Origin of the sequence: Curtobacterium sp. MCBD17_030 (assembly GCF_003224255.1) — a bacterium.
In the GTDB taxonomy this organism is placed as follows: Bacteria; Actinomycetota; Actinomycetes; order Actinomycetales; family Microbacteriaceae; genus Curtobacterium.
This window is the reverse complement of sequence record NZ_QKLI01000006.1, coordinates 131,546-158,206: the sequence shown is the minus strand read 5'-3', so window position 1 is coordinate 158,206 and position 26,661 is coordinate 131,546. Positions and strand designations below refer to the sequence as shown.

Annotated in this window: 24 protein-coding genes; 16 read left to right on the top strand and 8 right to left on the bottom strand. The window is 71.5% G+C overall.

Annotated elements, in window-relative coordinates; translation table 11 throughout:
- Window positions 1–24: 24 nt before the first annotated feature.
- Window positions 25–636 carry a hypothetical protein gene (locus tag DEI89_RS08060; protein ID WP_110903528.1) on the bottom strand — a complete coding sequence of 204 codons (612 nt, stop codon included), beginning with the start codon at window positions 634–636 and terminating at the stop codon, window positions 25–27.
- 188 nt (window positions 637–824) lie between these two features.
- Here DEI89_RS08060 and DEI89_RS08055 point away from each other — a divergent pair, with 188 nt between their 5' ends.
- Both DEI89_RS08055 and DEI89_RS08050 read left to right on the top strand, forming a co-directional pair.
- Window positions 825–2,318 carry a 3' terminal RNA ribose 2'-O-methyltransferase Hen1 gene (locus tag DEI89_RS08055; RefSeq protein ID WP_110903527.1) on the top strand — a complete coding sequence of 498 codons (1,494 nt, stop codon included), beginning with the start codon at window positions 825–827 and terminating at the stop codon, window positions 2,316–2,318.
- A complete protein-coding gene (locus tag DEI89_RS08050; protein WP_110903526.1) occupies window positions 2,315–4,933 on the top strand; it encodes a polynucleotide kinase-phosphatase in 2,619 nt (872 codons plus the stop codon). Before DEI89_RS08055 ends, DEI89_RS08050 begins: the two co-directional genes overlap by 4 nt.
- A gap of 51 nt (window positions 4,934–4,984) precedes the next feature.
- Here the strand turns inward: DEI89_RS08050 and DEI89_RS08045 are convergent, their stop codons facing one another.
- From DEI89_RS08045 to DEI89_RS08035, 3 genes are all read right to left on the bottom strand, one after another.
- A complete protein-coding gene (locus DEI89_RS08045; protein WP_110903525.1) occupies window positions 4,985–6,058 on the bottom strand; it encodes a CU044_5270 family protein in 1,074 nt (357 codons plus the stop codon).
- Window positions 6,051–6,596 carry an RNA polymerase sigma factor gene (locus DEI89_RS08040; RefSeq protein WP_181421555.1) on the bottom strand — a complete coding sequence of 182 codons (546 nt, stop codon included), beginning with the start codon at window positions 6,594–6,596 and terminating at the stop codon, window positions 6,051–6,053. Before DEI89_RS08040 ends, DEI89_RS08045 begins: the two co-directional genes overlap by 8 nt.
- Before the next feature lie 199 nt (window positions 6,597–6,795).
- Window positions 6,796–7,371 (bottom strand): uridine kinase, encoded by a 576-nt coding sequence (locus tag DEI89_RS08035; protein ID WP_110903593.1) that lies wholly within the window; start codon window positions 7,369–7,371, stop codon window positions 6,796–6,798.
- Window positions 7,372–7,416: 45 nt separating this feature from the next.
- On the opposite strand from DEI89_RS08035, the gene tsaB reads away from it, so the two are divergent.
- The 4 genes from tsaB (at window position 7,417) to DEI89_RS08015 (ending at window position 10,281) form a co-directional block, all read left to right on the top strand.
- Window positions 7,417–8,037, top strand: a complete 621-nt coding sequence (gene tsaB, locus DEI89_RS08030) for a tRNA (adenosine(37)-N6)-threonylcarbamoyltransferase complex dimerization subunit type 1 TsaB (protein WP_110903523.1) — start codon at window positions 7,417–7,419, stop codon at window positions 8,035–8,037.
- Window positions 8,034–8,573 (top strand): ribosomal protein S18-alanine N-acetyltransferase, encoded by a 540-nt coding sequence (rimI, locus tag DEI89_RS08025; protein WP_258366185.1) that lies wholly within the window; start codon window positions 8,034–8,036, stop codon window positions 8,571–8,573. The genes tsaB and rimI overlap by 4 nt, the downstream gene beginning before the upstream one ends.
- Window positions 8,560–9,615 (top strand): tRNA (adenosine(37)-N6)-threonylcarbamoyltransferase complex transferase subunit TsaD, encoded by a 1,056-nt coding sequence (gene tsaD, locus DEI89_RS08020; RefSeq protein WP_110903522.1) that lies wholly within the window; start codon window positions 8,560–8,562, stop codon window positions 9,613–9,615. Before rimI ends, tsaD begins: the two co-directional genes overlap by 14 nt.
- Window positions 9,616–9,693: 78 nt before the next feature.
- Window positions 9,694–10,281: a DUF4190 domain-containing protein gene (locus DEI89_RS08015; protein WP_110903521.1), complete on the top strand. Its 588-nt coding sequence runs from the start codon at window positions 9,694–9,696 to the stop codon at window positions 10,279–10,281.
- A gap of 79 nt (window positions 10,282–10,360) precedes the next feature.
- Here the strand turns inward: DEI89_RS08015 and DEI89_RS08010 are convergent, their stop codons facing one another.
- A complete protein-coding gene (locus DEI89_RS08010; protein WP_110903520.1) occupies window positions 10,361–11,563 on the bottom strand; it encodes an SAM-dependent methyltransferase in 1,203 nt (400 codons plus the stop codon).
- A gap of 160 nt (window positions 11,564–11,723) precedes the next feature.
- Between DEI89_RS08010 and groES the strand changes: the two genes are divergently transcribed.
- Window positions 11,724–12,020, top strand: coding sequence for a co-chaperone GroES (gene groES / locus DEI89_RS08005; RefSeq protein ID WP_071292506.1), 297 nt, complete (start codon window positions 11,724–11,726; stop codon window positions 12,018–12,020).
- 109 nt (window positions 12,021–12,129) lie between these two features.
- Window positions 12,130–13,092 (top strand): EamA family transporter RarD, encoded by a 963-nt coding sequence (rarD, locus tag DEI89_RS08000; RefSeq protein WP_110903519.1) that lies wholly within the window; start codon window positions 12,130–12,132, stop codon window positions 13,090–13,092.
- Window positions 13,093–13,432: 340 nt separating this feature from the next.
- On the opposite strand, the gene DEI89_RS07995 is transcribed toward rarD, so the two are convergent.
- A complete protein-coding gene (locus DEI89_RS07995) occupies window positions 13,433–14,770 on the bottom strand; it encodes an ABC transporter substrate-binding protein (RefSeq protein WP_110903518.1) in 1,338 nt (445 codons plus the stop codon).
- A 248-nt stretch (window positions 14,771–15,018) separates the two neighbouring features.
- Here DEI89_RS07995 and DEI89_RS07990 point away from each other — a divergent pair, with 248 nt between their 5' ends.
- A complete protein-coding gene (locus tag DEI89_RS07990; RefSeq protein WP_110903517.1) occupies window positions 15,019–15,837 on the top strand; it encodes an SDR family oxidoreductase in 819 nt (272 codons plus the stop codon).
- 90 nt (window positions 15,838–15,927) lie between these two features.
- Here DEI89_RS07990 and DEI89_RS07985 read toward each other — a convergent pair whose 3' ends face one another.
- Both DEI89_RS07985 and guaB read right to left on the bottom strand, forming a co-directional pair.
- Window positions 15,928–16,797: a hypothetical protein gene (locus tag DEI89_RS07985; protein ID WP_146236715.1), complete on the bottom strand. Its 870-nt coding sequence runs from the start codon at window positions 16,795–16,797 to the stop codon at window positions 15,928–15,930.
- Between the two features lie 143 nt (window positions 16,798–16,940).
- Entirely contained in the window at window positions 16,941–18,443 is a 1,503-nt protein-coding gene (gene guaB / locus DEI89_RS07980; RefSeq protein WP_110903515.1) for an IMP dehydrogenase, read from the bottom strand.
- A 273-nt stretch (window positions 18,444–18,716) separates the two neighbouring features.
- Between guaB and DEI89_RS07975 the strand changes: the two genes are divergently transcribed.
- From DEI89_RS07975 to DEI89_RS07945, 7 genes are all read left to right on the top strand, one after another.
- Window positions 18,717–20,132, top strand: coding sequence for a branched-chain amino acid ABC transporter permease (locus DEI89_RS07975; protein ID WP_258366187.1), 1,416 nt, complete (start codon window positions 18,717–18,719; stop codon window positions 20,130–20,132).
- A gap of 12 nt (window positions 20,133–20,144) precedes the next feature.
- Window positions 20,145–21,131 carry a branched-chain amino acid ABC transporter permease gene (locus tag DEI89_RS07970; RefSeq protein ID WP_110903514.1) on the top strand — a complete coding sequence of 329 codons (987 nt, stop codon included), beginning with the start codon at window positions 20,145–20,147 and terminating at the stop codon, window positions 21,129–21,131.
- Window positions 21,124–22,053 carry an ABC transporter ATP-binding protein gene (locus tag DEI89_RS07965; RefSeq protein ID WP_110903513.1) on the top strand — a complete coding sequence of 310 codons (930 nt, stop codon included), beginning with the start codon at window positions 21,124–21,126 and terminating at the stop codon, window positions 22,051–22,053. The genes DEI89_RS07970 and DEI89_RS07965 overlap by 8 nt, the downstream gene beginning before the upstream one ends.
- Before the next feature lie 77 nt (window positions 22,054–22,130).
- Window positions 22,131–22,856 (top strand): ABC transporter ATP-binding protein, encoded by a 726-nt coding sequence (locus DEI89_RS07960; RefSeq protein WP_110903590.1) that lies wholly within the window; start codon window positions 22,131–22,133, stop codon window positions 22,854–22,856.
- 428 nt (window positions 22,857–23,284) lie between these two features.
- Complete coding sequence (locus DEI89_RS07955) at window positions 23,285–23,473, top strand: hypothetical protein (RefSeq protein ID WP_110903512.1); 189 nt, start codon at window positions 23,285–23,287, stop codon at window positions 23,471–23,473.
- An 80-nt stretch (window positions 23,474–23,553) separates the two neighbouring features.
- Complete coding sequence (locus DEI89_RS07950) at window positions 23,554–24,672, top strand: GuaB3 family IMP dehydrogenase-related protein (protein ID WP_110903511.1); 1,119 nt, start codon at window positions 23,554–23,556, stop codon at window positions 24,670–24,672.
- A gap of 64 nt (window positions 24,673–24,736) precedes the next feature.
- Window positions 24,737–26,608: a glycerol-3-phosphate dehydrogenase/oxidase gene (locus DEI89_RS07945; RefSeq protein WP_258368820.1), complete on the top strand. Its 1,872-nt coding sequence runs from the start codon at window positions 24,737–24,739 to the stop codon at window positions 26,606–26,608.
- Window positions 26,609–26,661: the final 53 nt, after the last annotated feature.

Sequence of the window (26,661 nt, the reverse complement as noted above, 5' to 3'; positions counted from 1 at the left end):
CACCGACAAGGGCGAGCGGACCGCTCAGCGACGAGCCGCCGCTCGGGTCCGGAGGCCACAGCTCCGACGCTCGAGGTCCGCCAGCGCCGCCACCGTCTGCGGGTCCCGCCCACGCCACCGGTCCACCACACCGGGGCCGAGGGTGACGACCGCGTCCCGGCGGACGAGTGCCCGGAGCGCGAGCAACTCCGCCCCGTCCGGCGACCGGTCGACCCGACTGGTCGCGGTCGCCACCCGGACGAAACGCCCACGGGTCCGCGTCCACACCAGCAGCAGGAGCGCGATGACGACGACGGTCAGGCCTCCGCCGACCAGGTGCGCGAGGTGCAGTGCGGTGTCGTGCTGCTGGGCGCCCGCGGCAGCGACGGCGCCCGCGTGCTCGCTCGCCTTCCGGAGTGGCGTGCTGACGGCGTCGCCGGCCAGCGGGATCCGCGACAGTGCCCGGGCGGTGGCAGACAGCTGCTGCTGGAACGCCGACCCCTCGGACTGCACGCGCGTTCCGATCGTGGCGAGCCGCGCGATCGAACCGGCGACGTCGCGGCCGATGACCACCGCCAGGACCATGCCGACCAGGACGAGCACGTCGGCGACGACCTGCCGGGCACGTCGGGTCGGGCGGCTGTCGTAGACGACCATCACGGGCCTCCTGTCCGGGACCCGGCGTGGGTCTCCTGTGGCGGACCGGTGCCGGGGTCGGCGGGACGGTCGACGTCCCAGTCTGCTGACGTTCCCTGTGCGCCGTTCGCTGGTACTAGGCTCGCTCTCCGGCCTCGGACCAGCCGGCCGGCAGCGGTGCCGGACGACGACGATCGGAGGCCACGCGCATGCTCGTGACCATCACCACCCGCGGCGACGCGGCCCCGGACCTCTCCCACCTGCTGCACAAGCACCCCGGTCGGGCACAGTCCTTCGACCTCAGCGTCGGCACGGCGCACGTCTTCTACCCCGTGGACACCCCGGACGTGTGCTCCGCCGCCCTGCTGCTCGAGGTCGACGCGATCGCCCTCGCGCGCAGCAAGCGGTACGGCGCGGACGCGCAGGCCCTGTCCCGGTACGTGAACGACCGGCCGTACGCCTCCACCTCGATGCTCGCCCTCGCGATCGGGCAGGTCTTCCGCAGCGCCATGGGTGGTCGGAGCACCTCCCGGCCGGAGCGCGCGGCCGCACCGATGGACCTGGAGCTCGCCCTGACCAGCGTGCCGAGCGAGGTCGACGAGCACGGCGTCGGCCTGGCCTCGCGGCTGTTCGCGCCCCTCGGCTGGGACGTCGATGAGACCCGGCGGCCGCTCGACGACACGCGACCGGAGTGGGGCGACGCCGCCACGGTCGGCCTGCGGCTCCGCGGGCGGGTCCGGCTCTCGGACGCGCTGCGGCAGCTCACCGTGCTGCTGCCGGTGCTCGACGACGCCAAGCACTACTGGGTCGGGGACGACGAGGTCGGCATGCTGCTCCGCCGGGGCGAGGGGTGGCTCGCCGAGCACCCGCTCCGGGAGCTCATCACCACCCGGTCGCTCGCGCACCAGCGGTCGCTCGTGGACGATGCGACGTCCCGGCTGCTGGGGCTCGACGGCACGGCCGGGGACGGCGGGGCGGTGGACGCGCCCGTCGACGAGGCGTCCGCGGACGACGACGGGACGTCGGCTCGCGAGACGCCCCTGTACCGGCGCCGTGCCGAGGCCGTCCTGACGGCGCTCGCCGACGTGCAGGCCCACACCGTCGCCGACGTCGGCTGCGGCGAGGGTGCCCTGCTCCGACACCTGTTCGCCGACCGGTCCTTCACGACGATCATCGGCACCGACGTGGCACCCCGCGAACTCGCACGGGCCGAGCGGCGCCTGCGGCTCGACGACGTCAGCGACGAGCAGCGTGCCCGGGTGCGGCTGCTGCAGTCGTCGGTCACGTACTCCGACGACCGCATCGCCGGACTCGACGCGGTGGTGCTCATGGAGGTCGTCGAGCACGTCGACCCCGAGCGGCTGCCGGCGCTCGAGGCGTCGGTGTTCCTGGCCGCCCGACCCGCCGCCGTCGTCGTGACCACCCCGAACGCCGAGCACAACGTCCGCTTCGCCTCGTTGGCGGCCGGGAGGTTCCGGCACCCGGACCACCGGTTCGAGTGGACCCGCGACGAGTTCCGCGCGTGGGCGCAGGCCGTCGGCGACCGGCACGGCTACGCGGTCGAGCACCGGCCCGTCGGTGACGACGAGCCCGAGGTCGGCCCACCCACGCAGCTCGCCCTGTTCCGCCGCCACACGACCAGCAGCCCGACGAACGGCAGCCTGACGACCATCAGCACGACGACCGGAGGCACCGCCGCATGACCGCCCTGACCGTCCCCACCATGTCCCTGGTGCTCCTCGTCGGCACGAGCGGCTCCGGCAAGTCCACGTTCGCCGCGCAGCACTTCGGCCGGTTCGAGACCCTGTCGAGCGACTTCTTCCGCGGCCTCGTCTCGAACGACGAGGACGACCAGGCCGCGACCCCGGCCGCCTTCGAGGCCCTGAAGCACGTCGCCGCGCAGCGTCTGCGCGCCGGACTGCTCACCGTCGTCGACGCGACGAACGTCCAGGCCGAGGCCCGCCGCGACTTCGTGGAGCTCGCCCGCGCGCACGACGTCCTGCCGGTCGCGATCGTCCTCGACGTCCCCGAGCCGGTCTGCGTCGCCCGGAACGCCGCCCGCACCGGTCGGGACTTCGGACCCGAGGTCATCCGCCGCCAGCAGGGACAGCTCCGGCGCGGGCTCAAGGGCCTGGGCAAGGAGGGTTTCCGCCGCGTCCACGTGCTGCACGGCGAGGACGAGATCGCCGCCGCCACGATCGTCCGCGAGCCCCTGCTCAACGACCGGACGGGCGAGCACGGCCCGTTCGACGTGATCGGGGACGTGCACGGCTGCCGCTCCGAGCTCGAGTCGCTCCTCGGTCGGCTCGGCTGGAGCCTGGTCCGCGACGACCTCGGTCGCCCCGTCGACGCCGTCCACCCGGAGGGCCGTCAGGCGCTGTTCCTCGGCGACCTGGTCGACCGCGGACCGGACTCCCCGGGCGTCCTCCGCCTCGTGATGGGCATGGTGCGGAACGGCCACGCCCTCGCCGTGCCCGGCAACCACGAGGACAAGCTCGTCCGCGCGCTCGACGGCCGCAAGGTGCAGACCGCGCACGGGCTCGCCGAGACCCTCGCCCAGCTCGCCGCCGAGCCGGACGCCTTCCGCGACGAGGTCCGCGAGTTCTGCCGCGCCCTCGTCGGCCACCTGGTGCTCGACGACGGCCGGCTCGTCGTCGCCCACGCCGGGCTGAAGGAGCAGTACCAGGGCCGGGCCTCCGGCCGGGTGCGGTCCTTCGCGCTCTACGGTGACACCACCGGGGAGAGCGACGAGTACGGCCTGCCCGTCCGCCTGCCGTGGGCCGACGACTACCGCGGATCGGCGATGGTCCTGTACGGGCACACCCCGACCGTCGACGCCGAGTGGATCAACGGCACCATGTGCCTCGACACCGGGTGCGTGTTCGGCGGCAAGCTCTCCGCGCTGCGCTACCCCGAGCGCGAGGTCGTCCAGGTCGACGCCGAGCGGGTCCACTACGAAGCCGCCAAGCCGCTCGAGCCGCTGCGCGGACCGGGCACGTCGACGACAGGTGCCGACGGTGCGGACGCGGGGCGTGCCTCCAGTCCGGCCGGGAGGCCCGTGGCCGGCCCCGCCGCACCGCGTCGCGTCCCCGGACTGCTGCCGATCGAGGACGTCACCGGTAAACAGATCGTCGAGACCCGGCACCACGGCCGGATCGGCATCCGCGCCGAGAACGCCGCCGGCGCCCTCGAGGTGATGAGCCGCTTCGCCGTCGACCCGCGCTGGCTGCCGTACCTGCCGCCGACCATGAGCCCGGTCGCGACCTCTGCACGCCCGGACCACCTGGAGCACCCGGACGAGGCGTTCGCCTACTACCGGGGCCAGGGCGTCGACCAGGTCCGGATGGAGGAGAAGCACATGGGCTCCCGCGGGACCGTGCTGCTCGCACGCGACCCCGCTCGGTTCGGTGCTGCGGCCGACTGGAACGGCGTCGTCACGACCCGCACCGGCCGGGCGTTCTTCGACGCTGCCGACACCCGGACCTTCCTCGGACGGCTCGACGCGGCCGTCCAGGCGGCCGGGCTCTGGGACGAGCTCGACACCGACTGGCTGCTGCTCGACGGCGAGGTGCTGCCGTGGGCGGTCAAGGCCGAGGGCTTGATCCGCGACTGGTACGCCGAGGTGGGCGCCGCTGCTGGCGGGGCGTTCCCGGACGCCCTGGCCGCGCTCGCCGCAGCCCGGGACAGCGGGGTCGACGTCACCGACCTGCTGGCCCGGACCGAGCAGCGCGCGGTCGACGCGACCGCCTACACCGAGTCCTACCGGCGGTACGCCGACCCGGCGACGGGCCTCGACGACGTGCGGTTGGCGCCGTTCCAGGTCCTCGCGGCCGAGGGACGGACGTTCGCGGGCCAGCCGCACGGCTGGCACATGGCGATCGCCGACCGGCTGGCTGCCGCTGCACCGGACGTGGTGCGCGCGACCCGGTCACTGCTCGTCGACGTGCGCGACGAGGCCAGCTGCGCGGCCGGGACCGAGTGGTGGCAGGAACGCACCGGCGCCGGCGGTGAGGGCGCCGTCGTGAAGCCCGAGTCGAACCTGACCCGGGGGCCGAAGGGGCTCGTGCAGCCGGGCGTGAAGGTCCGCGGGCGGGAGTACCTGCGGATCATCTACGGGCCGGAGTACACCGAGCCCGGAAACCTGGCGCGGCTGAAGGACCGGGACCTCGGGCACAAGCGGTCGATGGCGCTCCGCGAGTACGCCCTCGGGCTGGAGTCGCTCGAACGCTTCGTCGAGGGGGAGCCGCTGTGGCGCGTGCACCAGGCCGTGTTCGGGGTGCTGGCGATGGAGTCCGAGGCGGTCGACCCGCGGTTGTGAGCGGTGGGCGGACGGGAGCAGGTCGCCCGTCCGCCCCCCGCCCGGAACCCGTCAGGGCTGGTCGTCCACCGGGAGGACCCGGACGGACACCGAGTCGATCAGCGTCCCCGCGGGGATGCTGCCGTTCCGCTGCGTCTGCACGGTCCGTTCGCCCAGGTAGGTGCCGGACGTCCGGTCGATGATCACGTCCTGGCGTTCCCCACCGGTGCGTGCCGGCAGCCCGACCGCCGTCCCGACCCGACCGTCGAGTGACGCCTGCTCCTCGGTGACGACGATGCCCGGCAGGGTCGCCAGTGCCTCGTACATCGCCGCGCGGAGGTCGGCGGGCACCAGTCCGGTCCGGAGGAGCTCCTGGACGGTGTCGAACACGTGCTCCGCGTCCGTCGTGTCCACCGCTCGGGGCGCGTCCTCGATCCGGCGGACGAGGGCATCGGGATCGCGGGGCAGGCCCTCGATGTCCGCCACCGTCAGCGTGCCCGGTCGGACCCCGCCCAGCTCGCCGACCGTGAAGTCCCCGCCGACCGCACGCTCCCACCGGGGGTCGTCGCGGTGCGCCTCGGCCGCGTAGTCGTCCGCCGCGGCCTTCCGGGCAGCGGCGCCGCCGTAGAAGGTCGTCGCTGGCCCCGACCACGTCTCGCGGACCCAGGTGCCGGACACGTCGGCCGGCACCCACGTCGTGCTCGTCGTCGGCGCCAGGTACCCCTCGTCGTAGTGCTCCCCGTCCGAGGTCGCGTACCCGAGCGCCCGCTCGGTCTCGACCACCTTCGTGAAGGCGCCGACGGGTGCCCGGTCGTCGGCGGCGGCACGGGCGGCCTCGCGCAACGTGGCCGCAGCAGCCGGCGCGGGCGACGACCAGTGCGTGATCCCGATCCCGGAGGCGACCAGGCCGCCGGCGAGCACCACCGCGGCACCGGCGACCAGGACGGGGCGGAACCGACGACGGGGACGGACGGGAGGGACGGTGCGGGCCGGACCCGCGCCTCCCGTCCCCGGGGCGGTCACCGTCGCGGCCTGCGCAACGGCGTCGAACCGCATGCGTGCACGGTCGAGCGCCGCGTCGAGGACCTCGGGCGGCACGTCGTCCTGCCGCAGCAGACGGAGGGTGGAGAGGTCGTCATCAGACATGGAGGGGTCCGTTCAGGGAGTCGGCGGCGCCCGGGACGGCACGGAGGGCCGTGCGGGCGCGGTTCAGTCGGGAGCGGACGGTCCCGACGGGGACGCCCGTCGCCGCCGCGATCTGCTCGTAGGTGAGCTCGGCCCACGCGTACAGCAGCACGGTGTCCCGGACCGCGGGGCGCATCCGGTCGAGCTCCCGGACCACCGCCTGCACGGCACGCTGCACGTCGACGCGGTCGCCGGTCTCGTCCTCGACGTGCTCCGGTGTCGCGGAACGGGACATCGCCCGGAGCGTCCGCCGCTGCGAGCGCCAGTGTCGGCTGAGCAGGTTCGTCGCGATGCCGAACAGCCACGGCAACGGCTCCTGCCGCTCCGGGTCGAACGAACCCCACCGCACCAGGGCCGTGACGAACGTCTCGCTGAGGATGTCCTCGGCGCTCTGCAGGTCGGTGCGGCGGGCGAGGTAGCGCAGGATGCGGCGGCCGTGCAGGTCGAACTGGCGACCGAGCTCGGCGGCGGCGTCTGGCGGGGGATGGTTGCTGGGCACGATTGGTGTTGCCCGATCGGGGTGGGGGAGTTCCATCTTCGTCCCCGGAAGGCCGCGAGTGTGTCGGTCAGCGTTCGAGCGTGACGCTACTGTCGATGCATAGTCCCGCAGTCGAAAGGCTGCTCGGGTTCTGGAAGCCGTCGTAGTCCCTCGGGTCACGGCGGCTTCACCCGTTCTCGGGCGTCCGGATGAGCGGGTGTCAGGCGCGCGAGCGGTACCGGACGTCTGCGGACTCCCGCGGGGCGAAACGCTCGGTGAAGTCGCGGTCGTTCGGGATCCAGACATCCCGCCACAGGTCGTCGTGCGACCGTCCGAGTTCGTGGTCCCGGGCGATCCCGCGCCGAGCCGCCTCGTCGAGGTCGACGTCGCACCAGACCGTGAGGTCCAGCGCCCCTCGGACCTCCGGGTGGAAGAGCCCGATCAGGTCGACCACGAGCAGGTCGGTGGCCGGCAACGGCTCCGGCGTCCCGAGCGCACGGCTCGACCAGTCGAACCGGCGGAACGTGCTCGCACGACCGGCGCGGTGTGGCTCGAGGACCTCGGCGGCGAGCCGCAGGCGTTCCACGCCGTTCCAGTCCGTCGACCGCCGGTGCGACCGGGTCGGATCGAGGAAGTCGTCACCGCGGATCCGGACCGCCCCGGGCAGCGCGCCGACGAGCGCACGGGCGAGCGTCGACTTGCCGGGCCCACAGTGGCCGGACACCCCGATCACGAGAGGCGACCGTGCCGATCCACCGAGTGTCCGGACGTGCTCGATCAGGGCATCGCGGTCCATCCCGTCAGCGTAGGGCGGGCGTCCGTCCGCGCCTACGATGGTCGGGTGCTGCTCGCGATCGACACCTCCGCCGGGACCTCGGTCGCCGTCGTCGACCCGGCGACCCGCCAGGTCCTCGCCGAGCGCGGGACCGAGGACACCCGCCGTCACGCTGAGGTGATCGGGCCGTTCCTCGACGAGGTCCTGCGTGCCGCCGGCATCACGCCGACGGACGTCACGGGCGTCGTCGCCGGCATGGGCCCCGGACCGTTCACCGGCCTCCGTGTCGGCATCGCCGCCGCCCGCACCTTCGCCGCTGCCCGCGATGTCCCGTTCCTGCCGTTGGTCAGCCACGACGCCGTGGCCGCAGGTGAGCAGGGTCCACTCGTCGTCCTGACGGACGCCCGCCGCCGCGAGGTCGCGTGGAGCGCGTACGACGCCGACGGCGTCCGTGTCGCCGGCCCGGGTCTCGCCAGGCCGGCGGACCTGGACGACGTGCTGGGGGCCTCCCGTCCCGACCTCGTCGACTGGCCCCGTCACACCGCCGTCACCATCCCGGCCGGGAGGCTCGGGGTGCTCGCCGCGGACCGGCTCACCTCCGGCGCACCCCTGGCCGCGGACACGCCGGTGTACCTGCGCGAACCCGACGTGACGGTGCCCGGTGCGCCGAAGCGGGTGGCTCGGTGACCGCGCTGCCGGAGGGTCTGCGGATCCGTCGGGCGCACCCCCAGGACCTCGACGACGTCATGTGGCTCGAACGCGCCTCGTTCCCGACCGACGCGTGGTCGACGTCGCAGATGTCCGCAGAGCTGTACTCACCGCACGGGTACTACGTCGTCGTCGAGACGACCGACGAGGGCACGGCGCCGACCGTCGTCGGGTACGCGGGACTGTCGTCGCTGCCCGGCAACCCGGTCGCCGACGTGCAGACCATCGCGGTCGCCGCCGAGCAGCGGGGGAAGGGCCTCGGCCGGGTGCTCTTCACCGAGCTCCTCGACGAAGCCCGACGCCGCGGCGTCCACGAGGTCTTCCTCGAGGTCCGCGCCGACAACCCCGTCGCGCAGACCATGTACACCGGCTTCGGGTTCGAGCACATCGCCACCCGGCCCCGGTACTACCAGCCCGACGGGGTCGACGCGTGGGTGATGCGTGCAGCGCTGGAGCCCGCGACCCGGTCCGCCCCGGGCCCGATCGGACAGGAGGCGCTCGATGAGCGCGACTGAACCCCTGGTGCTCGCCATCGAGACGAGCTGCGACGAGACCGGCGTCGGCATCGTCCGCGGCACCACCCTGCTCGCGAACGTCATCGCGTCGAGCATGGACGAGCACGCCCGCTACGGCGGAGTGGTCCCCGAGGTCGCCGCACGGGCGCACCTCGAGGCGATGACCCCGACCCTGCAGCAGGCACTCGAACAGGCCGGTGTCACCCTCGACGAGCTCGACGCCGTCGCCGTGACGGCGGGTCCGGGGCTCGCCGGTGCCCTGATGGTCGGGGTCGGCGCCGCGAAGGCGCTCGCCGTGGCGACCGGCAAGCCGCTGTACGGCGTGAACCACCTGGTCGGTCACGTGGGCGCGGACGTCCTGCGGCCGGACGGGTCCGAGATCGACCTGCCGACCGTGGCGTTGCTGGTCTCCGGCGGGCACACGTCGCTGCTCCTCGTGCGGGACCTGGTCGGCGACGTCGAGCTCCTCGGCGAGACCATCGACGACGCGGCGGGCGAGGCGTTCGACAAGGTCGCCCGACTCCTCGGGCTGCCCTACCCCGGCGGACCGCAGATCGACCGGGCCGCGGCGGACGGCGACCCCACCGCGATCCGGTTCCCGCGCGGCCTGACGCTGCCGAAGGACATGGCGGCGCACCGGTACGACTTCTCGTTCTCCGGGCTGAAGACCGCCGTCGCCCGCTGGGTCGAGCGCTGCCGTGACGAGGGCCGCGAGGTTCCCGTGGCCGACGTCGCCGCGAGCTTCCGGGAGGCCGTGGTCGACGTCCTGCTGACCAAGGCCCTGAACGCCTGCCGGGACACCGGCGTCGACCGGCTGCTGCTGGGCGGCGGGGTGGTCGCGAACGCCCGGCTGCGGGAGGTCGCCGAGGAACGGTGCGCTGCCGCCGGTGTCGCGCTGCGCATCCCGCCGTTCGACCTGTGCACGGACAACGGCGCGATGATCGCGGCCGTCGGGGCACGGCTCGTCGCCGAGGGGCACGCGCCGAGTGCCCTGGGCATCGCGGCGGACTCCACCCTGCCGGTGACGACCGTCCAGGTCTGAGCCCGACGCCCGGGTCCCTCCGGGCGCCGTGTGGGAGGATCGGGGACGGCGGTCGAGCGGCCGTCAGGAGGGTGCAACGTGTCCGATCTGAACGACCGATCGAAGCCGGACGAGACGCCCCGGCAGGGGCAGCAGTACCCGTCCGGGCAGCAGAGCCAGGGGTGGCAGCAGCCGGGGCAGTACGGCCAGCCGGGGCAGTACGGCCAGCCGGGGCAGTACGGCCGGTCGCAGCAGTACGGCCAGTACGGTGCCGCTCAGCAGAACCCGTACGCCCAGCAGGACCCGTACGCCGCTCCGCAGTACGGCAACCCCGGGGTGCACGACCCCTACCGGGCCAGCACGCACAACCCGTACGCCCCGCAGAGGACGAGCACCCTCGCGATCCTGTCGATCGTCTTCGCGTTCGGCGGCCTGGTCTTCCCGCTGCTGGTGATCCTCACGAGCCCGGTCGGCGCGATCCTGGGGCACGTCGCCCTCGGCCGTATCAAGCAGACGGGGGAGCAGGGCCGCGGCCTGGCACTCGCCGGCATCATCGGCGGCTGGATCCTGACCGCGCTCTTCGTCCTGATCGTCATCGCGATCATCGCCATCGCCTCATCGATCCCCCAGACGGGCGGCACCGGCTGGGACGGCTCCGGCGGCGGTACCGGCGCCGTCGTCGCCTGACCTCGGGGCTCGCGCGACGACCCGTGGGCTGCGCCCGACCCCGTCGGCTGAGCCCGACCCCGCGTGCTGCGCCCTCTGCTCAGCTGGCCACGTCGGTGAGCCGTTCGCACAGGACGGCAGTGTGTCGTCCCTCCAGTCGGGTGAGCACCAGCGTCACGCTCCCACGGCCCCGCAGACGCAACCGCTTGCGGAACTCGGCCGGGTCCACGTCGACCCCGCGCTTCTTGATCTCCACGGTGCCGATGTCGTCCGCGGCCAGACGCGCAGCCAGGCGCTTGACGTCGAGCGGCATGGTGTCGAGCACCCGGAACCCCTGCGCGAACGGCGTGACGAGGGCCCGGTCGGACGTGATGTACGCGATGCCCTCGGAGAGCATCCGGCCGTTGATCGAGCGTGCGAGGTCCCCGATCAGCCGTGCGCGGATCACGGCACCGTCCGGCTCGTACAGGTAGGCACCGAGCGCGCCGACCTCGACGTCCTCGGCATCGGCTGCGCCCGTCAGTTCCGCGATGCCGTGCGGGCCGACGACGGTCGCGGCACGGCGGATCCCGGGGCGGGCGAGGGGGCCGAACCACAGGGCGAGTTCGACGACCTCCCGGTCGACGGAGGTCCACTGCGCCTCGGCGCTGTCGGGGATCAGGTCACGGTCGATGCCCGGGCCGAGCTTCACCCCGGTCGGGGTCGTCGTGGCGGCCGCGAACACCGTGTCGAGTGAGGGCGACCAGTCGTCGGGGTCGGCCAGACGGCGGGTGTCCGAGTGCCCGCTCGTGCGGCGGGCCGGGTCCATCCAGACCCCGTCGACGGCGGACAGGTCGAACGAGGCGGCGTCACCGAGCGCGACGCGGGCGTTCGGCCACGGGGCCAGGTTGTGCGTCGCGACGGCCGCCGTCACCTCGTCGCGGTCGACCGCGGTGACGTCGAGGTCGAGCGCGGCCATGGCCAACGCGTCACCGCCGATCCCGCAGCCGAGGTCCGCGACCCGGTGCAGACCGGCAGCGGCGAAGCGTCCGGCGTGCTGCGCGGCGACCTGCAGCCGGGTGGCCTGCTCGAGGCCCGCCTCGGTGAAGAGCATGCGCGCGGCGAACTCGCCGAACTTGCCGCGGGCCTTCTGCCGGAGCTTCGCCTGGGTCAGGACGGCCGCCACCAGGGCCGGGTCGTGCCCCTCGGCCCGCAGCCGCGACACCACCCGGACGATCTCGCCGCCGTCGGAGACCGAGGGCGTACGGTCGAGCAGGTCCATCCCGGCCGGGGTCAGCAGCTGGGTGAGTTCGGCGGCGTCCATGCCCCGATCCTCCCAGGCGCCGGACGCGACCGTGGTGCACTGGCACTCGGATTGACCGAGTGCCAGTGACGTCATACAGTTGGGGTTGGCACTCTCCCGAGGGAAGTGCCAACCCGGTTTTCGTCAGTACCGAACACGTACCGAGAAAGAAGAGGTCACCGTGGCCGTCAGCATCAAGCCGCTCGAAGATCGCATCGTCATCCGTCAGGTGGAGGCGGAGCAGACCACCGCGTCCGGTCTGGTCATCCCGGACACCGCGAAGGAGAAGCCCCAGGAGGGCGAGGTCGTCGCCGTGGGCCCCGGTCGCATCGACGACAACGGCAACCGCGTGCCGCTCGACGTCGCCGTCGGCGACAAGGTCATCTACTCGAAGTACGGCGGCACCGAGGTCAAGTACTCGGGCGAGGACCTGCTGGTCCTCTCCGCCCGCGACGTCCTCGCGGTCATCGAGCACTGACACCCGCTCCACGAAACGCCCCGTCGGCCTGGCCGACGGGGCGTTTCGTCGTCCGCCGGGAGGCCCGCCACCAGCACCCGACCTCGGCTCGCCTTCCTAGGATGGTTCCGTGAGTGAACCGAGTCCCAGGCGCCCCGCGCGCAGCGAGGCGTCCGTCGGCGTCGTGCAGGCCGTCATCGCCTACGGTCTCTGGGGGTTGATGCCGCTCCTGTTCGCCGCGATGGCACCGGCCGGGCCGTTCGAGATCGTCGCCTGGCGCATCGTCTTCGGCCTCGGGTTCTGTGCGATCGCGATCGCCGTGACGCGGACGTGGCTCCGGACCCGGGCGTTGCTCGCCGACCGCCGCGTGATGGCCGTCCTGGCACTCGCCGCCGTCCTGATCCTGGTGAACTGGACCGTGTACGTCGCCGCGACGACGACCGGGCACACGGTCGAGGCCGCGCTCGGGTACTTCATCAACCCGCTCGTGACGATCGCGCTCGGTGTCGTCCTGCTCCACGAGCGACTCCGGCCGGCACAGTGGGCAGCGGTCGGGATCAGCGTGGTGGCGGTCGTCGTGATCGCGGTCGGCTACGGGCAGGTCCCGTGGATCTCGCTCACCCTGGCCTTCTCGTTCGGGCTGTACGGGCTCGTGAAGAAGCGGGTCGGTGGCACGGTCGACGCGCTCAGCGGACTCACGATCGAGACGATGTGGCTGACGCCGCTCGCGGTGGGGGCGCTCGTCGTCCTGGGCACCACGGGTCTGGCCGGCGGCGTGACCCTCGGCGGCGAGGGCTGGCTGCACACGCTCATCATGATCGGCGCGGGACCGGCGACGGCCGTGCCGCTCCTGCTCTTCGCGTCGTCCGCTCGGCGGCTGACGCTCTCCACGCTCGGGCTGACGCAGTACCTGACGCCGGTGATGCAGCTCGTGGTCGGGGTGACGATCCAGCACGAGGCGATGTCGGGCTCGCGGTGGGTCGGCTTCGCGATCGTGTGGGTCGCGCTCGTGGTGCTCACGGTGGACTCGTTCACGGCGGCGCGGCGTGTGCGACGCACCCCGGTGCCTGAGGTGGCGGACGCCGGGGCGTAGGCGGTCCACCGGGTCTCCCCGGGCCTCCAGTCTGCCGTCTGCCCGAGACGCCCCCGTCTGTGCGAGACGCCGCCGTGTGTGCGAGACGCCGCCGTGTGTGCGAGACGCCGCCGTGTGTGCGAGACGCGGCCGTCTGGGACGGCCTCGTCTGTGCGAGACGCCGCGACCGCTGCGAGACGCCGCGACCGCTGTCAAACGCCGCGGAGTTCGGCGGTGTTTCGGCGGCATCGCGGCGTCCTCTGGCGACGCCACCGTCTCGCGCGCATGCAGGGACCACCCGGCGCACGCGAACGGCCCCCGGGAGCTGCTGCTCCCGGGGGCCGTCGTGGTGCTGGTGCGGTTACTTCGAGACCGAGCCCTGGATGGCGCTCTGGTAGACCGGCTTGTTGTCCGAGTCGAACTTGTAGATGCCGATGTAGGCGCTCGACGGGTCGTTCTTCTTGTCGAACGGGCCGATGCCGGACGGACCGGTGTAGTGGATGTCCTTGCCGTCGTCCAGCAGGGCCTTGCACTCCTTGAACGTCGCGCACTCGGTGCCACCGTCGGCGCCGGACACCGCAGCCATGTTGGCCTGGATGGTGCCGGAATCGGTGCCCTTGCCCTTCACCGCGGCGAGGGCGGCGATGGTGGTGGCGTCGTAGGACTCAGCCGCGTACGAGAAGTCGGCGAGGTCCTTGCCGGAGGACTTCTTGTAGAACTCCACCAGACGCTGCTTCAGCTCGTCCTTCGGGCTGGCACCGGGGATGGTGCCCTGGGCGCCGTCGAGGGTGCCCTTGTCGAAGTCCTTCGAGTAGTCCGCGGTGTTGCCGTCGGACATGTAGATCTTCGCCTTGTTCCCCTGCGAGACGAGCTCGGGGATGATCGACTTCGTCTCGTCGAAGGCGAGCACGACGATCGCGTCGGGCTTCGCGGCGAGGGCCGCGGTCACCTCGGACGAGAACGTGGTCTGTCCGGGCGGGAACTCCTGGCCCTTGCCCTTGGCGCCGTAGACGACCTGGCCGCCAGCGGCCTCGACGGCTTCCTGGACGGAGTTGCGGAGGCCGGTGCCGTAGGTGTCGTTGAAGACGAGGAACGCGACCTTGGCGTTGCCGTCACCCGTGACGAGCTGGCCGAGTGCGGAACCCTGAACCGAGTCCGGCGGAGCGGTGCGGTAGTAGTGCGAGGAGTACCCGGACAGGTCGGTCGCGGTGTTGGCCGGCGAGACCTGGACGATGCAGTTGCTGGTGAGCTGGTCGATCACGTTGAGCGTGACGGACGAGGACTCGGCACCGATGACGACCGGGACCTTGGCGTTGACGAGCTTCGTCGCGGCCGAGCTCGACACGGTCATGTCGTTGCTGTCACCGGAGTCGGTGGCAGGGTCGATCGTGACGTCCTTGTCGAGCACGCCGCCGCCGGAGTTGATGTCCTCGACCGCGAGGCCGACGCCGGACTCGGCCGGCGGGTTCAGGTAGGCGAGCGATCCGGTCAGCGGCAGGATCGTGCCGATCTTCAGGGCGTCGGTGCTGGGCGAGGAGGGGGCCTGGCAGCTCGCGGCCGGGTCCTTCTTCGCGCCGCCGGCCGAAGCCGACTCGGAGGAGCCGCCACCGGCGTTGCTCGAGGTGGAACAGGCGGCGAGGAGCACCGCTGCAGCTCCCGCCAGTGCCAGCGCCGTGGTGGCGCGGGTGGTTCTGATCATCCGTGGAACCCTTTCTCTGCGCGGAGGCCCTACCGCATCGGGTCGAGCGCGGCGTCTCCGCGTGGGATGTGGAGAAAACTAGGGTCGATGTGTTTCGCCCGTGTGACGGAAGTACACACCTGGATGTTTCGTTACAGAGCCGTGACTCTTCTGAACAGCCTCACCGGAACCCCTGATGAGGAGTCCGTCTGGACGGTCTCCGCGGTTCCGGACGGCTGTCAGGGAGGCCCGGCGTACGTTCCCGAGACATGAGCGAGCCATCTTCGACCACCCAGTTCCGGCCCTCCCGGGCCATCGTCACCGGCGCCGAATCCGGTATCGGACGCGCCACCGCCGTCGCCCTCGCGGCTGCCGGGATGGACGTCGGCATCACGTACCTGTCCGAGCCCGATCGTGCCCAGGAGACCGCGGAGGAGATCCGCGCCGAGGGCCGTCAGGCGTTCGTCGAGCAGATCGACGTCACCGACCTCGCCGGCGCCGGCGCGGTGATCGAGCGGCTCGCGGAGCAGCTCGGCGGGGTGGACGTCATCGTCGCCGACGCCGGCACGGGCGACAACGCGCCGTTCCTCGACATGACGCTCGACCAGTGGCGGCACACCGTGTCCACCGACCTGGACGGCGCGTTCGTCACGATCCAGGCTGCTGCTCGGCGCATGGTCGCGCAGGGCACCGGCGGCCGGATCATCGGCATCACGAGCGTCCACGAGCACCAGCCCCGCTACGGCTCGAGTGCGTACGACGCCGCCAAGCACGGGCTCGGCGGACTGCTCAAGACGATCGCGATCGAGCTCGCCGAGCACGGGATCACTGCGAACGCCGTCGCTCCGGGCGAGATCGCGACGCGGATGACCGGCGCCGAGGACGAGGACCCGCACACGATCTCCCGTCCCGGGGTGCCGCTCGGCCGTCCGGGCAACGCGTGGGAGATCGCGGCCGCGGTGGCGTTCCTGGCCTCGCCCGCGTCGTCGTACATCACCGGCGTCTCGCTGCCCGTCGACGGCGGCATGCTGCAGATGGGCCCCCACGGCGGCAGCCACATCACGTCGAACGACTGGCGTAGCGCGTAGCCCCTCGCAAAACGCAACCTCGGCGGCTTCTCGCAGCGTTGTACCGCGGCGCCTCGCCGCCGGGGTTGCGTTTTGCGGGCCGGGCCAGGCTCACAGACCGGTCGGGAGGCCCGCACCCCGCAGCAAAGCCTGCAAGCGACCCGGGGTGCGGACCTCCACCCACCCCCACCGGACGACCGTCCGGACATCGTGCCGGAGGAGCAGCGCCGACTGCCGGGCCTTCTCGTCGCGCACAGCCCCGGGCTCGTCGTACTTCGTCATCCCGTCGAACTCCCCGACGACGCCGTACCGCGGCCACCAGAAGTCGACCCGGAAACGCCCGAAGGACTGCTGCAGGACCGGCGGTGCGAAGCCGTCCTCGTCGAGGCGGACGCGGCTCACCGACTCACCCGGTGACTCGGCCAGCGGATCGGCGAACCGGAGTGCTCGACGTGCGCGCGTGATGCCCCGAGGCGTGGGCCAGTCGGCGAAGGCGCGGCGCCGGGTGTCGATGTCGAGCAGGCGCTCGTGCAGGACGTGGTCGAGCACCGCGACGACGTTCTCGTACGACGTGCTGCGTGCCAGGTCGACGACGGTACGGAGGAGTGACGTGACGCGGTGTCCATCGACGGTCGACACGGCAGCGGACTCCAGGGGCGCTGCATGTCGGACGACTCGGCGCCCGGAGTGGGTCGTGCCGATGAGGGGATCGGTCACGTGCACCCGTGGGTCGGGCCGGTCGACGTCGGGCAGGCCCCAGAGCAGCCCGGCGGAGCGGTGGGACAGCGCGCGCCACTCGCCCACGGTGGTGGCCACGGCCTCCAGGACCAGTCGTTGGCGTTCCCGGACCGACGCGCGCTCCCACGCGGTCGCGTCGACGGCGGCGCCGTGGGTGACGCGGACGAGTTCCCCGCGCCGGATGCGGTGTTGCGACTCGCTGTCGTTGGAGCGGAGCAGGAGCAGTCGTGGGGGTTCGTCCATCACCCCACTGTGCGAGCGCTACCGCCGCAGTGAGCCTCGTCGCTTCGATCTGTGGAAAGTCCTCTCGCGAAACGCAACGTGGGCGGCACTTCGCAGCGGAATACCGCTGCGGAGCGCCGCCCACGTTGCGTTTCGCGGAAGGGCTAGGCGCGGTAGTTCGGCGCCTCGACGACCATCTGGACGTCGTGCGGGTGGGACTCCTTGAGCCCCGCGGCGGTGATGCGGACGAACTTGCCACGGGCCTTGAGCTCGGGGATCGTGCGGCCGCCGACGTAGAACATCGACTGCCGCAGCCCACCGGTGAGCTGGTAGACGACGTTGCCGACCGAACCGCGGTAGGGCACCTGGCCCTCGATGCCCTCGGGGATGAGCTTGTCGTCGTTCGGCACGTCGGCCTGGAAGTAGCGGTCCTTCGAGTACGAGGTCTTCTTGCCACGGGTCTGCAGGGCCCCGAGGGACCCCATGCCGCGGTAGGCCTTGAACTGCTTGCCGCCCACGAACACCAGGTCACCGGGGGACTCGTCGGTGCCGGCCAGCAGCGAGCCGAGCATGACGGTGTCGGCGCCGGCCACCAGGGCCTTCGCGATGTCGCCGGAGTACTGCAGGCCACCGTCGGCGATGACCGGCACACCGGCTTCGCGTGCGGCGAGGGAGGCCTCGTACACGGCGGTCACCTGCGGCACACCGACACCGGCGACGACGCGGGTGGTGCAGATCGAGCCTGGGCCGACGCCGACCTTGACGGCGTCCACACCGGCGTCGATGAGCGCCTGGGCACCCGCGCGGGTGGCGACGTTGCCGCCGATGACGTCGATCGCGTCGAACGTCGGGTCGGCCTTCAGGCGTCGGACCATGTCGAGCACGCCTTCGCTCTCGCCGTTGGCCGTGTCGACGACGAGCACGTCGACGCCGGCGTCACGCAGAGCCTCGGCACGCTGCCAGGCGTCCCCGAAGAAGCCGATCGCGGCACCGACGCGGAGTCGGCCCTCGTCGTCCTTCGTGGCGTCCGGGTACTGCTCGCTCTTGTCGAAGTCCTTGACGGTGATGAGGCCGCGGAGCTTGCCCTCGGCGTCGACCAGCGGCAGCTTCTCGATCTTGTGCTGCGCGAAGATGGCGATCGCCTCTTCGGGGTCGATGCCCTCCATCGCGGTGATCAGCGGCGCCTTGGTCATCACGTCGCGCACGGAGGTGGTGGCCTGCTCGAATGAGGCGACGAAGCGCATGTCCCGGTTCGTGATGATGCCGACGAGCGTGCCGTCGGCCTCGACCACCGGCAGACCGGAGACGCGGAACTGCCCGCAGAGCGCGTCGACCTCGGCCACGGTGGCGTCGGGCGTGGTGGTCACCGGGTTGGTGATCATGCCCGACTCGGAGCGCTTGACCTTGTCGACGTAGGCCGCCTGGTCCGCGATCGACAGGTTGCGGTGCAGGATCCCGATGCCGCCCTGGCGCGCCATGGCGATGGCCATGCGCGACTCGGTGACGGTGTCCATCGCGGCGGAGAGCAGCGGCACGTTGACCGAGATCCGCTTGGTGAGCCGGGACGCCGTGGACGCCTCGCTCGGGATGACGTCGGTGTGCCCCGGCAGGAGCATGACGTCGTCGTACGTGAGTCCGATGAATCCGAACGGATCCGGCTGGTCCATGGGTCCCCTTCGTGGGCGCGACAAGTGGTCGAGACACCGGGAACGCTGCGGTGGGCTCCGGATAGGACATGGTAACGCGCGGGCTGCGCGCGCCATTCCGGTCGCCTCCGAAGTCGCTGTACCGGCCAGACGGGAGGCTCGTCTCGGGATTGCAAATCGACGCGCCTGAGCAACATCACGGTTCCGGCACGATTTGTGCAGGGAACGTGCCGGAAACACGGGGGACACAAAAAATCCCTAGGGTCCTCGACTATCCGAACGAGAGGCTCATCCGTGGGTTCCATCACTCCGCCGGGGTCAGTGCTCGCGCACCGACTCCGCCGCGGGGCACCAGGCCGCCGTCGCCTGGTCCTCGCCGCCGTGCTCTTCCTCGCCTTCCTCGCCACCTTCGCGGTCGACTGGGCACTCACACCCGTCGCCGACGCAGCGACCAGCAGCCCCAGCTCCAGCAGCGCGCCCGCGAGCACCGGGCCCTGCGTCGTCAGCACCTCGAACGGCTGCATCCAGGGCACCATCCTCGACTCCGACCGGAAGCCCACCGAGGGCGTCGCCGTGGCGGTCACCGGACCCGGCTCGTTCACCGGCTCCTCGACCACGAACGCCGACGGACGCTGGTCCGTCAGCATCCCGGCAGCGGGGTCGTACACGGTCAAGGTCGACCAGGACTCCCTGCCGAAGGGGCAGTACCTGACCGATGCGAAGGACGCCGCCCGCACCGTCCAGGGGAACCTGAACGCCAACGCCGGCACGATCTTCCAGCTCTCCGACCAGGAGGGCGCCACGACCGACACCGCCACCACCAGCGTCACGGCCGCCCGGTTCTGGCAGCAGTTCGCCTCCGGCATCCGCCTGGGCCTGCTCATCGCCCTCGCCTCGATCGGCCTCTCGCTGATCTACGGCACGACCGGGCTGTCGAGCTTCTCGCACGGCGAGCAGGTCACCCTCGGCGGACTCCTGGCCTACGTCTTCGCGAACCAGCTCGGATGGAACATCTGGCTCGCCGGGATCGTCACGGTGCTGCTCTGCGCCGCCTCCGGGTACCTGCAGGACGCCGGCATCTGGAAGCCGCTCCGCAAGCGCCGGATCAGCCTCACCCAGCTCATGATCGTGACGATCGGCCTCTCGATCGCCGCGCAGTACGCCTTCCAGTACTTCTTCGGCGCCTCGACCGTCCGCATCCAGCAGGGCAACCCCGAGACGGTGACCTTCGCCGGGATCACCCTCACCGTGCAGTCCTACGTCGCGATGGGCATCGCGCTCGTGGTCCTCATCGGCACGGGGCTGTTCCTCGCGAAGACCCGCTTCGGCCGCGCCACCCGCGCCGTGTCGGACAACCCGGCGCTCGCCGCGGCCTCCGGCATCGACGTCGACCGGGTGATCCGCTTCGTGTGGACGCTCGCCGCCGGTCTCGCCGGGCTCTCCGGCGTGATGCTCGGCCTGGTGCTCAACGGCGTGAACTGGCAGACCGGTCTGCAGCTCCTGCTCCTGATGTTCGCGTCGGTGACCCTCGGTGGCCTCGGCACGGCCTACGGCGCACTCGTCGGTTCGATGATCATCGGCATCGTCGTGGAGCTCACGAACCTGGTGCTGCCCGGTGACTTCAAGTACGCCACCGCCCTCGTCATCCTCATCCTCATCCTGCTGTTCCGGCCGCAGGGCATCTTCGGCCGTGCCGAGCGGATCGGTTAAGGGAGCACCCGCATGGACTACATCCTCCAACTCCTCAGCTCCCTGACGCAGGAAGCCCTCGCCCCCACGACCGCGGCGTTCGCCCTCGCCGCGATCGGCCTCAACGTGCACTTCGGCCTCACCGGCCTGGTCAACATGGGTCAGGCGGCGTTCCTGCTGCTCGGCGCGTACGGCTTCGCGATCTCCATCACGAACGGCCTGCCCCTCGGCCTGGCGGTGCTCGTCGCGCTCGCGATCGCCATCGTGTTCGCGATCATCCTCGGCATCCCGACCCTGCGGTTGCGCGGGGACTACCTGGCGATCGTGACGATCTCGGGCGCCGAGATCATCCGCATGGTCGGTCGGTCCAGCCTGCTCACCGACACCACCGGCGGTTCGAACGGCATCACCGGCTCCAGCTACCGCGAACCCTTCAACGCGCTGAGCTTCCTGCCGGACGGCACCACGACGATCCTCTGGTTCACGTACTCGAACAACGGGGTGAACGGCTGGTGGATCCGCATCGTCGGCTGGGGCCTCGTCGCCCTGTTCACCCTCGTGCTGTTCCTGCTCATGCGCAGCCCCTGGGGCCGCGTCGTGAAGGCGATCCGCGAGGACGAGGACGCCGTCCGCTCCCTCGGCAAGAACGTCTACTCGTACAAGATGCAGGCGCTCGTCTTCGGTGGCGCACTCGGCGCGCTCGGCGGCATCATCTACGTCCTGCCGAGTTCGGTGCAGCCGGACGCGATGGGCCGGTCGATGACGTTCTTCATCTGGACGGCGCTCATCCTCGGCGGCGCGGCGACGGTGTTCGGCCCGGTGCTCGGGTCGGTGCTGTTCTTCGTCCTCCGGCTCTTCATCCGCACGCTCGCGGGTGACTTCATCCCGAACTCGATCATGAACGCGCAGCAGGCCGAGCAGTTCTCCTACGTGCTCGTCGGCGTCGCGCTCATGCTCCTCATCGTCTTCCGCCCGCAGGGACTCCTCGGGAACAAGAAGGAGCTGACGTTCAGTGTCTGACCCGACCACCATCCAGCGCGTCCCGGGTGCCGCGAAGCCCGACGCCATCCTCACCGTCGACAACATCACCCGGAAGTTCGGCGGCATGACCGCGGTCGACGTCGACCACCTCGAGGTGCAGCGCGGCCAGATCACGGCCCTGATCGGCCCGAACGGTGCCGGCAAGACCACGTTCTTCAACCTGCTGACCGGCTTCGACAAGCCGTCGAGCGGGAAGGACGCTCGGTGGCAGTTCAACGGGCGGACGCTCGGCAACACGGGTGCTGCGAAGGTCGCTCGTGCCGGCATGGTCCGCACGTTCCAGCTCACGAAGGCGCTGTCCCGCCTGACCGTGATGCAGAACATGCTGCTCGGCGCGAAGGACCAGCCGGGGGAGAACTTCTTCGCCGCACTCGTCCGGCCGGTGTGGTCGAAGCGCGAGAAGGAGATCACCGCGAAGGCGGAGGACCTGCTCGACCGCTTCAAGCTCCTCGAGAAGAAGGACGACTACGCCGGGTCGCTCTCCGGTGGCCAGCGCAAGCTCCTCGAGATGGCCCGCGCGTTGATGTCCGACCCGACGATGATCATGCTCGATGAGCCGATGGCCGGCGTGAACCCGGCGCTGACCCAGTCGCTGCTCGGGCACATCCAGTCGCTGCGCGACGACGGCATGACCGTGCTGTTCGTCGAGCACGACATGCACATGGTCCGGCACATCTCCGACTGGGTGGTCGTGATGGCCGAGGGAAAGGTCGTGGCCGAGGGCCCGGCCGCCACCGTGATGGACGACCAGGCCGTGATCGACGCCTACCTCGGCGCCCACCACGACACCGACCTGGGTGACGACTCGCTCCTCACCGAGGAGACCTACGAGGAACTCGCCGACGAGGTCGCAGACGAGGACGCGGCGGACGCCGCCGACGAAGGGAAGGCGACCCGATGACGGACGCGACGAACGAGGCGGGCGTGAGCCGGGCCTCCAGTGCGGGTGCCGGTGCGACGGCGACCGTGGAACCGGTCATGCGGGCCAGCGACCTGGTCGCCGGCTACCTGCCGGGCGTGAACATCCTCAACGGCTGCGACCTGGTCTGCTACCCGGGCGAGCTCATCGGCATCATCGGCCCGAACGGTGCCGGCAAGTCGACGCTCCTCAAGGCGCTGTTCGGCCTGGTCAACGTCCGCGAGGGGTCCGTGACGCTGCAGGGCGAGGACATCACGAACCTCAAGGCGAACAAGCTCGTGCAGGCCGGCGTCGGCTTCGTCCCGCAGACGAACAACGTGTTCCCGTCGCTCTCCATCGAGGAGAACCTGCAGATGGGGCTGTACCTGCGGCCGAAGAAGTTCAGCGAGCGGCTGGAGGTCATCTACGACCTGTTCCCCGTCCTCGGGCAGCGCAAGGGCCAGCGTGCCGGGTCGCTCTCGGGCGGTGAGCGGCAGTCGGTCGCGATGGCCCGGGCGCTGATGATGGACCCGAAGGTGCTGCTGCTCGACGAGCCGAGCGCGGGCCTGTCGCCGGTGCGTCAGGACGAGACCTTCATCCGCACCCGCCGTATCAACAAGGCCGGCGTCTCCGTGATCATGGTCGAGCAGAACGCCCGTCGCTGCCTGCAGATCTGTGACCGCGGCTACGTCCTCGACCAGGGGCGGAACGCCTACTCGGGCACCGGGAAGGAGCTCGCCGACGACCCCAAGGTCATCGAGCTCTACCTCGGGACGCTCGCCAAGGACGTCGACGACGCTCGCTGAGCCCGTCGACATCGCGGGTGCCGCTGTGGGGGCAGCACCCGCGACCGGTGGGGCCGTGCTGGCTGCGCGTGCGCGCCGCACGGCCCCGCTCTCGTTCCCGGTGGTGGGACGGGCGGGGCCAGACGCCCCCGTCTCGTCGAGACGCCTCCGTCTGCTCCAGGCGCCTCCGTCTGCTCGAGACGCCTCCGTCTGCTCGAGACGCCTCCGTCTCTTCGGGACGCCCCGCAGTCACTGCGACGCCGCGGAATCCGGTGACGTCACGCCCACACGGCGGCGCTGCTCACGGACGTGGGCGTCTCGCTCGTCGACGCCGGCGTACCGCGTGACCGGCACCGCCCGCTGACGGTGGCGCCTCGTGGGACGCGCACCCGCCTCCAGCCCGGACGGGAGGCCCGCCCCGCGTCGGACGCGTCCGGTACCGTTCCAGCGTGCAACGCTTCGCGGACCGCGCGATGGACGCCCTGGTGTGGGTGGTGTTCGTCGTCCTCTTCATCGGTGCGGCCCTGCTCGTCAAGGTGGCCGCAGCGCTGCTCGTCGTCCTCATCGTGCTGGCGCTGCTCCTGGGGCTGACGCTCCGGGTGCTCCGCCGGGGTCGTGCGGCTCGACCTCCCCGGTGAGCCCCCGGTCACCGCTCCCGCCGAACCCCCCGGACCGTCCGGCCGTGCCACCCGCGCAGCCCGCCCGGTAGGGTTGCCGGGTGAGCGAAGTCGAGATCGGTGCAGGCAAGCGCGGACGTCGGGCGTACGCGTTCGACGACATCGCGGTGGTCCCCTCGCGACGGACACGTGACCCGCGTGACGTCAGCGTCCAGTGGTCGATCGACGCGTTCACCTTCGAGTCGCCGATCCTGTCGGCGCCGATGGACTCCGTCGCCTCGCCCGCCACCGTCATCGAGATGGGGCGTCTCGGCGTCCTCGGGGTCCTGGACCTCGAAGGCCTCTGGACCCGCTACGAGGACCCGGAGCCGTACCTGGCCGAGATCCGCTCGCTGACCGACGGCAACGTCACGAAGCGCATGCAGGAGATCTACGCCGAGCCGGTCAAGGCCGAGCTGATCACCCGCCGCCTGGCCGAGATCCGTGCCGCCGGCGTCCCGGTCGCCGGTTCGCTCAGCCCGCAGCGCACCGCCGAGTTCTCGCAGACCGTCGTGGACGCCGGTGTCGACCTGTTCGTCATCCGCGGCACCACCGTCAGCGCCGAGCACGTCTCGCAGAACCAGGCGCCCCTCAACCTCAAGAAGTTCATCTACGAGCTCGACGTCCCCGTGATCGTCGGTGGCGCCTCGACCTACACGGCGGCGCTGCACCTCATGCGCACCGGTGCCGCGGGTGTCCTCGTCGGCTTCGGTGGCGGTGCGGCCTCGACGACCCGTGCGGCCCTCGGCATCCACGCACCGATGGCCACCGCGGTCGCGGACGTCGCCGGTGCCCGTCGCGACTACATGGACGAGTCCGGCGGCCGCTACGTGCACGTCATCGCGGACGGCGGCCTCGACACCGCCGGCGACGTCGTCAAGGCGATCGCGATGGGTGCCGACGCGGTCATGCTCGGCACGGCCCTGGCCCGTGCGCAGGAAGCGCCGGGCGGCGGCTTCCACTGGGGTGCCGAGGCGCATCACCCGGAGCTGCCCCGTGGCCGTCGGGTCGAGGTCGGCACGATCGGTTCGCTCGAGAGCATCCTGAACGGCCCGACCCCGTCGTGGGACGGCCGCGCCAACCTGGTCGGCGCCCTGCGTCGCTCGATGGCGACCACCGGATACTCCGACGTCAAGGAGTTCCAGCGAGTAGAAGTGGTCGTGGCGCCGTACCACCGCTGACGGCGGTGCGCCCGCGGAGGTCCTGCGGGTGCCGCTCCGGTGCCGATCGGCGACGGAGGCGAGCATGACAAGCACGGTCACGGGCGAGAAGGCACCCCGCGGAGCACCCAGCACGGCGGGGTTCGACCCCGCGACGAAGCTCGGCCCCGATGAACGCGACGCCGCCATCGAGACGCTGAAGTCCACCGAGCTCGACGTCCTGGTCGTCGGCGGCGGCATCGTCGGTGGTGGCGCAGCGCTCGACGCCGTCACGCGCGGCCTGTCGGTCGGGATCGTGGAGGCCCGCGACTGGGGCTCGGGCACGTCGAGCCGGTCGTCGAAGCTCGTGCACGGCGGCATCCGCTACCTCGAGCAGCTCAACTTCACCCTGGTCCGCGAGGCCCTCATCGAACGCGGCCTGCTGCTGCAGCGCATCGCCCCGCACCTGGTGAAGCCGGTGCGCTTCCTCTACCCGCTCAACCACCGGGTGTGGGAGCGCTTCTACATCGGGATCGGCATGGCGATGTACGACGTGTTCAGCTGGTCCGGCGGCCGTCCGCCCGGGGTGCCCCACCACCGGCACCTCACCCGGACGCAGGTGCTCCGCTCGATGCCGTCCCTGAAGAAGGACGCCTTCGTCGGCGGCATGACCTACTACGACGCCCAGGTCGACGACGCGCGCTACGTCGCCGCACTCGTCCGCACGGCGGCCTCGTACGGCGCGCACGCTGCCTCCCGGGTCCGGATCGAGGGCTTCATCAAGGTCGGTGAGCGGGTCGTCGGTGCCCATGCGCACGACATCCAGACCGGTGAGCACTTCGACATCAAGGCGAAGCAGGTCGTCAACGCGACCGGCGTCTGGACCGACGACACCCAGGCGATGGTCGGCACCCGTGGGCAGTTCAAGGTCCGCGCGTCGAAGGGCGTGCACCTCGTCGTCCCGCGCGACCGGTTCCAGTCGAACTCGGGCATGATCCTCCGCACCGAGAAGAGCGTCCTGTTCGTGATCCCGTGGGGTCGGCACTGGCTGATCGGCACGACCGACACCGACTGGTACCTCGACAAGGCGCACCCGGCAGCGACCGCGGCGGACATCGACTACATCCTCGAGCACGTCAACGAGGTGCTGGCCGTCCCGCTCACCCGCGAGGACGTCGAAGGCGTCTACGCCGGACTCCGGCCGCTGCTGGCGGGGGAGTCCGAGGCGACGTCGAAGCTCAGCCGCGAGCACGTCGTCGCACACACCGCCCCGGGTCTCGTGGTCGTCGCTGGCGGCAAGTGGACCACCTACCGCGTGATGGGCAAGGACGCCATCGACGAGGCCGCCGCCGCGATGGACGGCAAGATCCCGGAGTCGACGACGCAGGACATCCCGCTCCTCGGCGCGGAGGGCTACCCCGCCGCCTGGAACAAGCGGGCACGCACCGCGAAGACGTACGGCGTGCACAAGGTCCGCATCGAGCACCTGCTGAACCGGTACGGCACGCTCGCGACCGAGGTCCTGCAGCTCGTCGAGGACGACCCCTCGTTGGCCGACGCGCTGCCCGGGGCTGACGACTACATCGGGGCCGAGGTCGTGTACGCGGCCTCGCACGAGGGCGCCCTGCACCTGGAGGACGTCCTGGCCCGCCGCACCCGCATCTCGATCGAGGCGTGGGACCGTGGCGAGTCCGCAGCGCCCGTCGCCGCGCGGCTCATGGCCGGGGTGCTCGGCTGGGACCAGGAGACGACCGAGAACGAGGTGTCGAACTACCTCAAGCGCGTCGCCGCCGAGCGGGAGTCGCAGCTCCAGCCCGACGACGAGTCCGCCGACCGCGTCCGGCTCGAGGCACCCGACATCGCGTTCGGCTTCGAGGAAGACGACGTCGTCGTCGGCGGAGGCCGCTCGAGCGGCGCCGAGGGCGCCACGGCGGACGACGAGCAGGTCGTCGGCGAGAAGACTACCGAGCCCAGCTGACCTCAGCTGACCCCGGTCCGGACGACCTGTGGACAACGGAATGGACAGGCCCT

Excerpts from the sequence above, each read along its gene's own strand:
- DEI89_RS07960 (WP_110903590.1), top strand. The coding sequence starts at position 22,131 with ATGCGGGCCAGCGACCTGGTCGCCGGCTACCTGCCGGGCGTGAACATC.
- DEI89_RS08055 (WP_110903527.1), top strand. The coding sequence starts at position 825 with ATGCTCGTGACCATCACCACCCGCGGCGACGCGGCCCCGGACCTCTCC.
- DEI89_RS08050 (WP_110903526.1), top strand. The coding sequence starts at position 2,315 with ATGACCGCCCTGACCGTCCCCACCATGTCCCTGGTGCTCCTCGTCGGC.
- DEI89_RS07970 (WP_110903514.1), top strand. The coding sequence starts at position 20,145 with ATGGACTACATCCTCCAACTCCTCAGCTCCCTGACGCAGGAAGCCCTC.
- DEI89_RS07985 (WP_146236715.1), bottom strand. The coding sequence starts at position 16,797 with ATGGACGAACCCCCACGACTGCTCCTGCTCCGCTCCAACGACAGCGAG.
- DEI89_RS07995 (WP_110903518.1), bottom strand. The coding sequence starts at position 14,770 with ATGATCAGAACCACCCGCGCCACCACGGCGCTGGCACTGGCGGGAGCT.
- tsaD (WP_110903522.1), top strand. The coding sequence starts at position 8,560 with ATGAGCGCGACTGAACCCCTGGTGCTCGCCATCGAGACGAGCTGCGAC.
- DEI89_RS08045 (WP_110903525.1), bottom strand. The coding sequence starts at position 6,058 with ATGTCTGATGACGACCTCTCCACCCTCCGTCTGCTGCGGCAGGACGAC.
- guaB (WP_110903515.1), bottom strand. The coding sequence starts at position 18,443 with ATGGACCAGCCGGATCCGTTCGGATTCATCGGACTCACGTACGACGAC.
- DEI89_RS08010 (WP_110903520.1), bottom strand. The coding sequence starts at position 11,563 with ATGGACGCCGCCGAACTCACCCAGCTGCTGACCCCGGCCGGGATGGAC.
- DEI89_RS08060 (WP_110903528.1), bottom strand. The coding sequence starts at position 636 with ATGGTCGTCTACGACAGCCGCCCGACCCGACGTGCCCGGCAGGTCGTC.
- DEI89_RS07990 (WP_110903517.1), top strand. The coding sequence starts at position 15,019 with ATGAGCGAGCCATCTTCGACCACCCAGTTCCGGCCCTCCCGGGCCATC.
- DEI89_RS07945 (WP_258368820.1), top strand. The coding sequence starts at position 24,737 with ATGACAAGCACGGTCACGGGCGAGAAGGCACCCCGCGGAGCACCCAGC.
- DEI89_RS08035 (WP_110903593.1), bottom strand. The coding sequence starts at position 7,371 with ATGGACCGCGATGCCCTGATCGAGCACGTCCGGACACTCGGTGGATCG.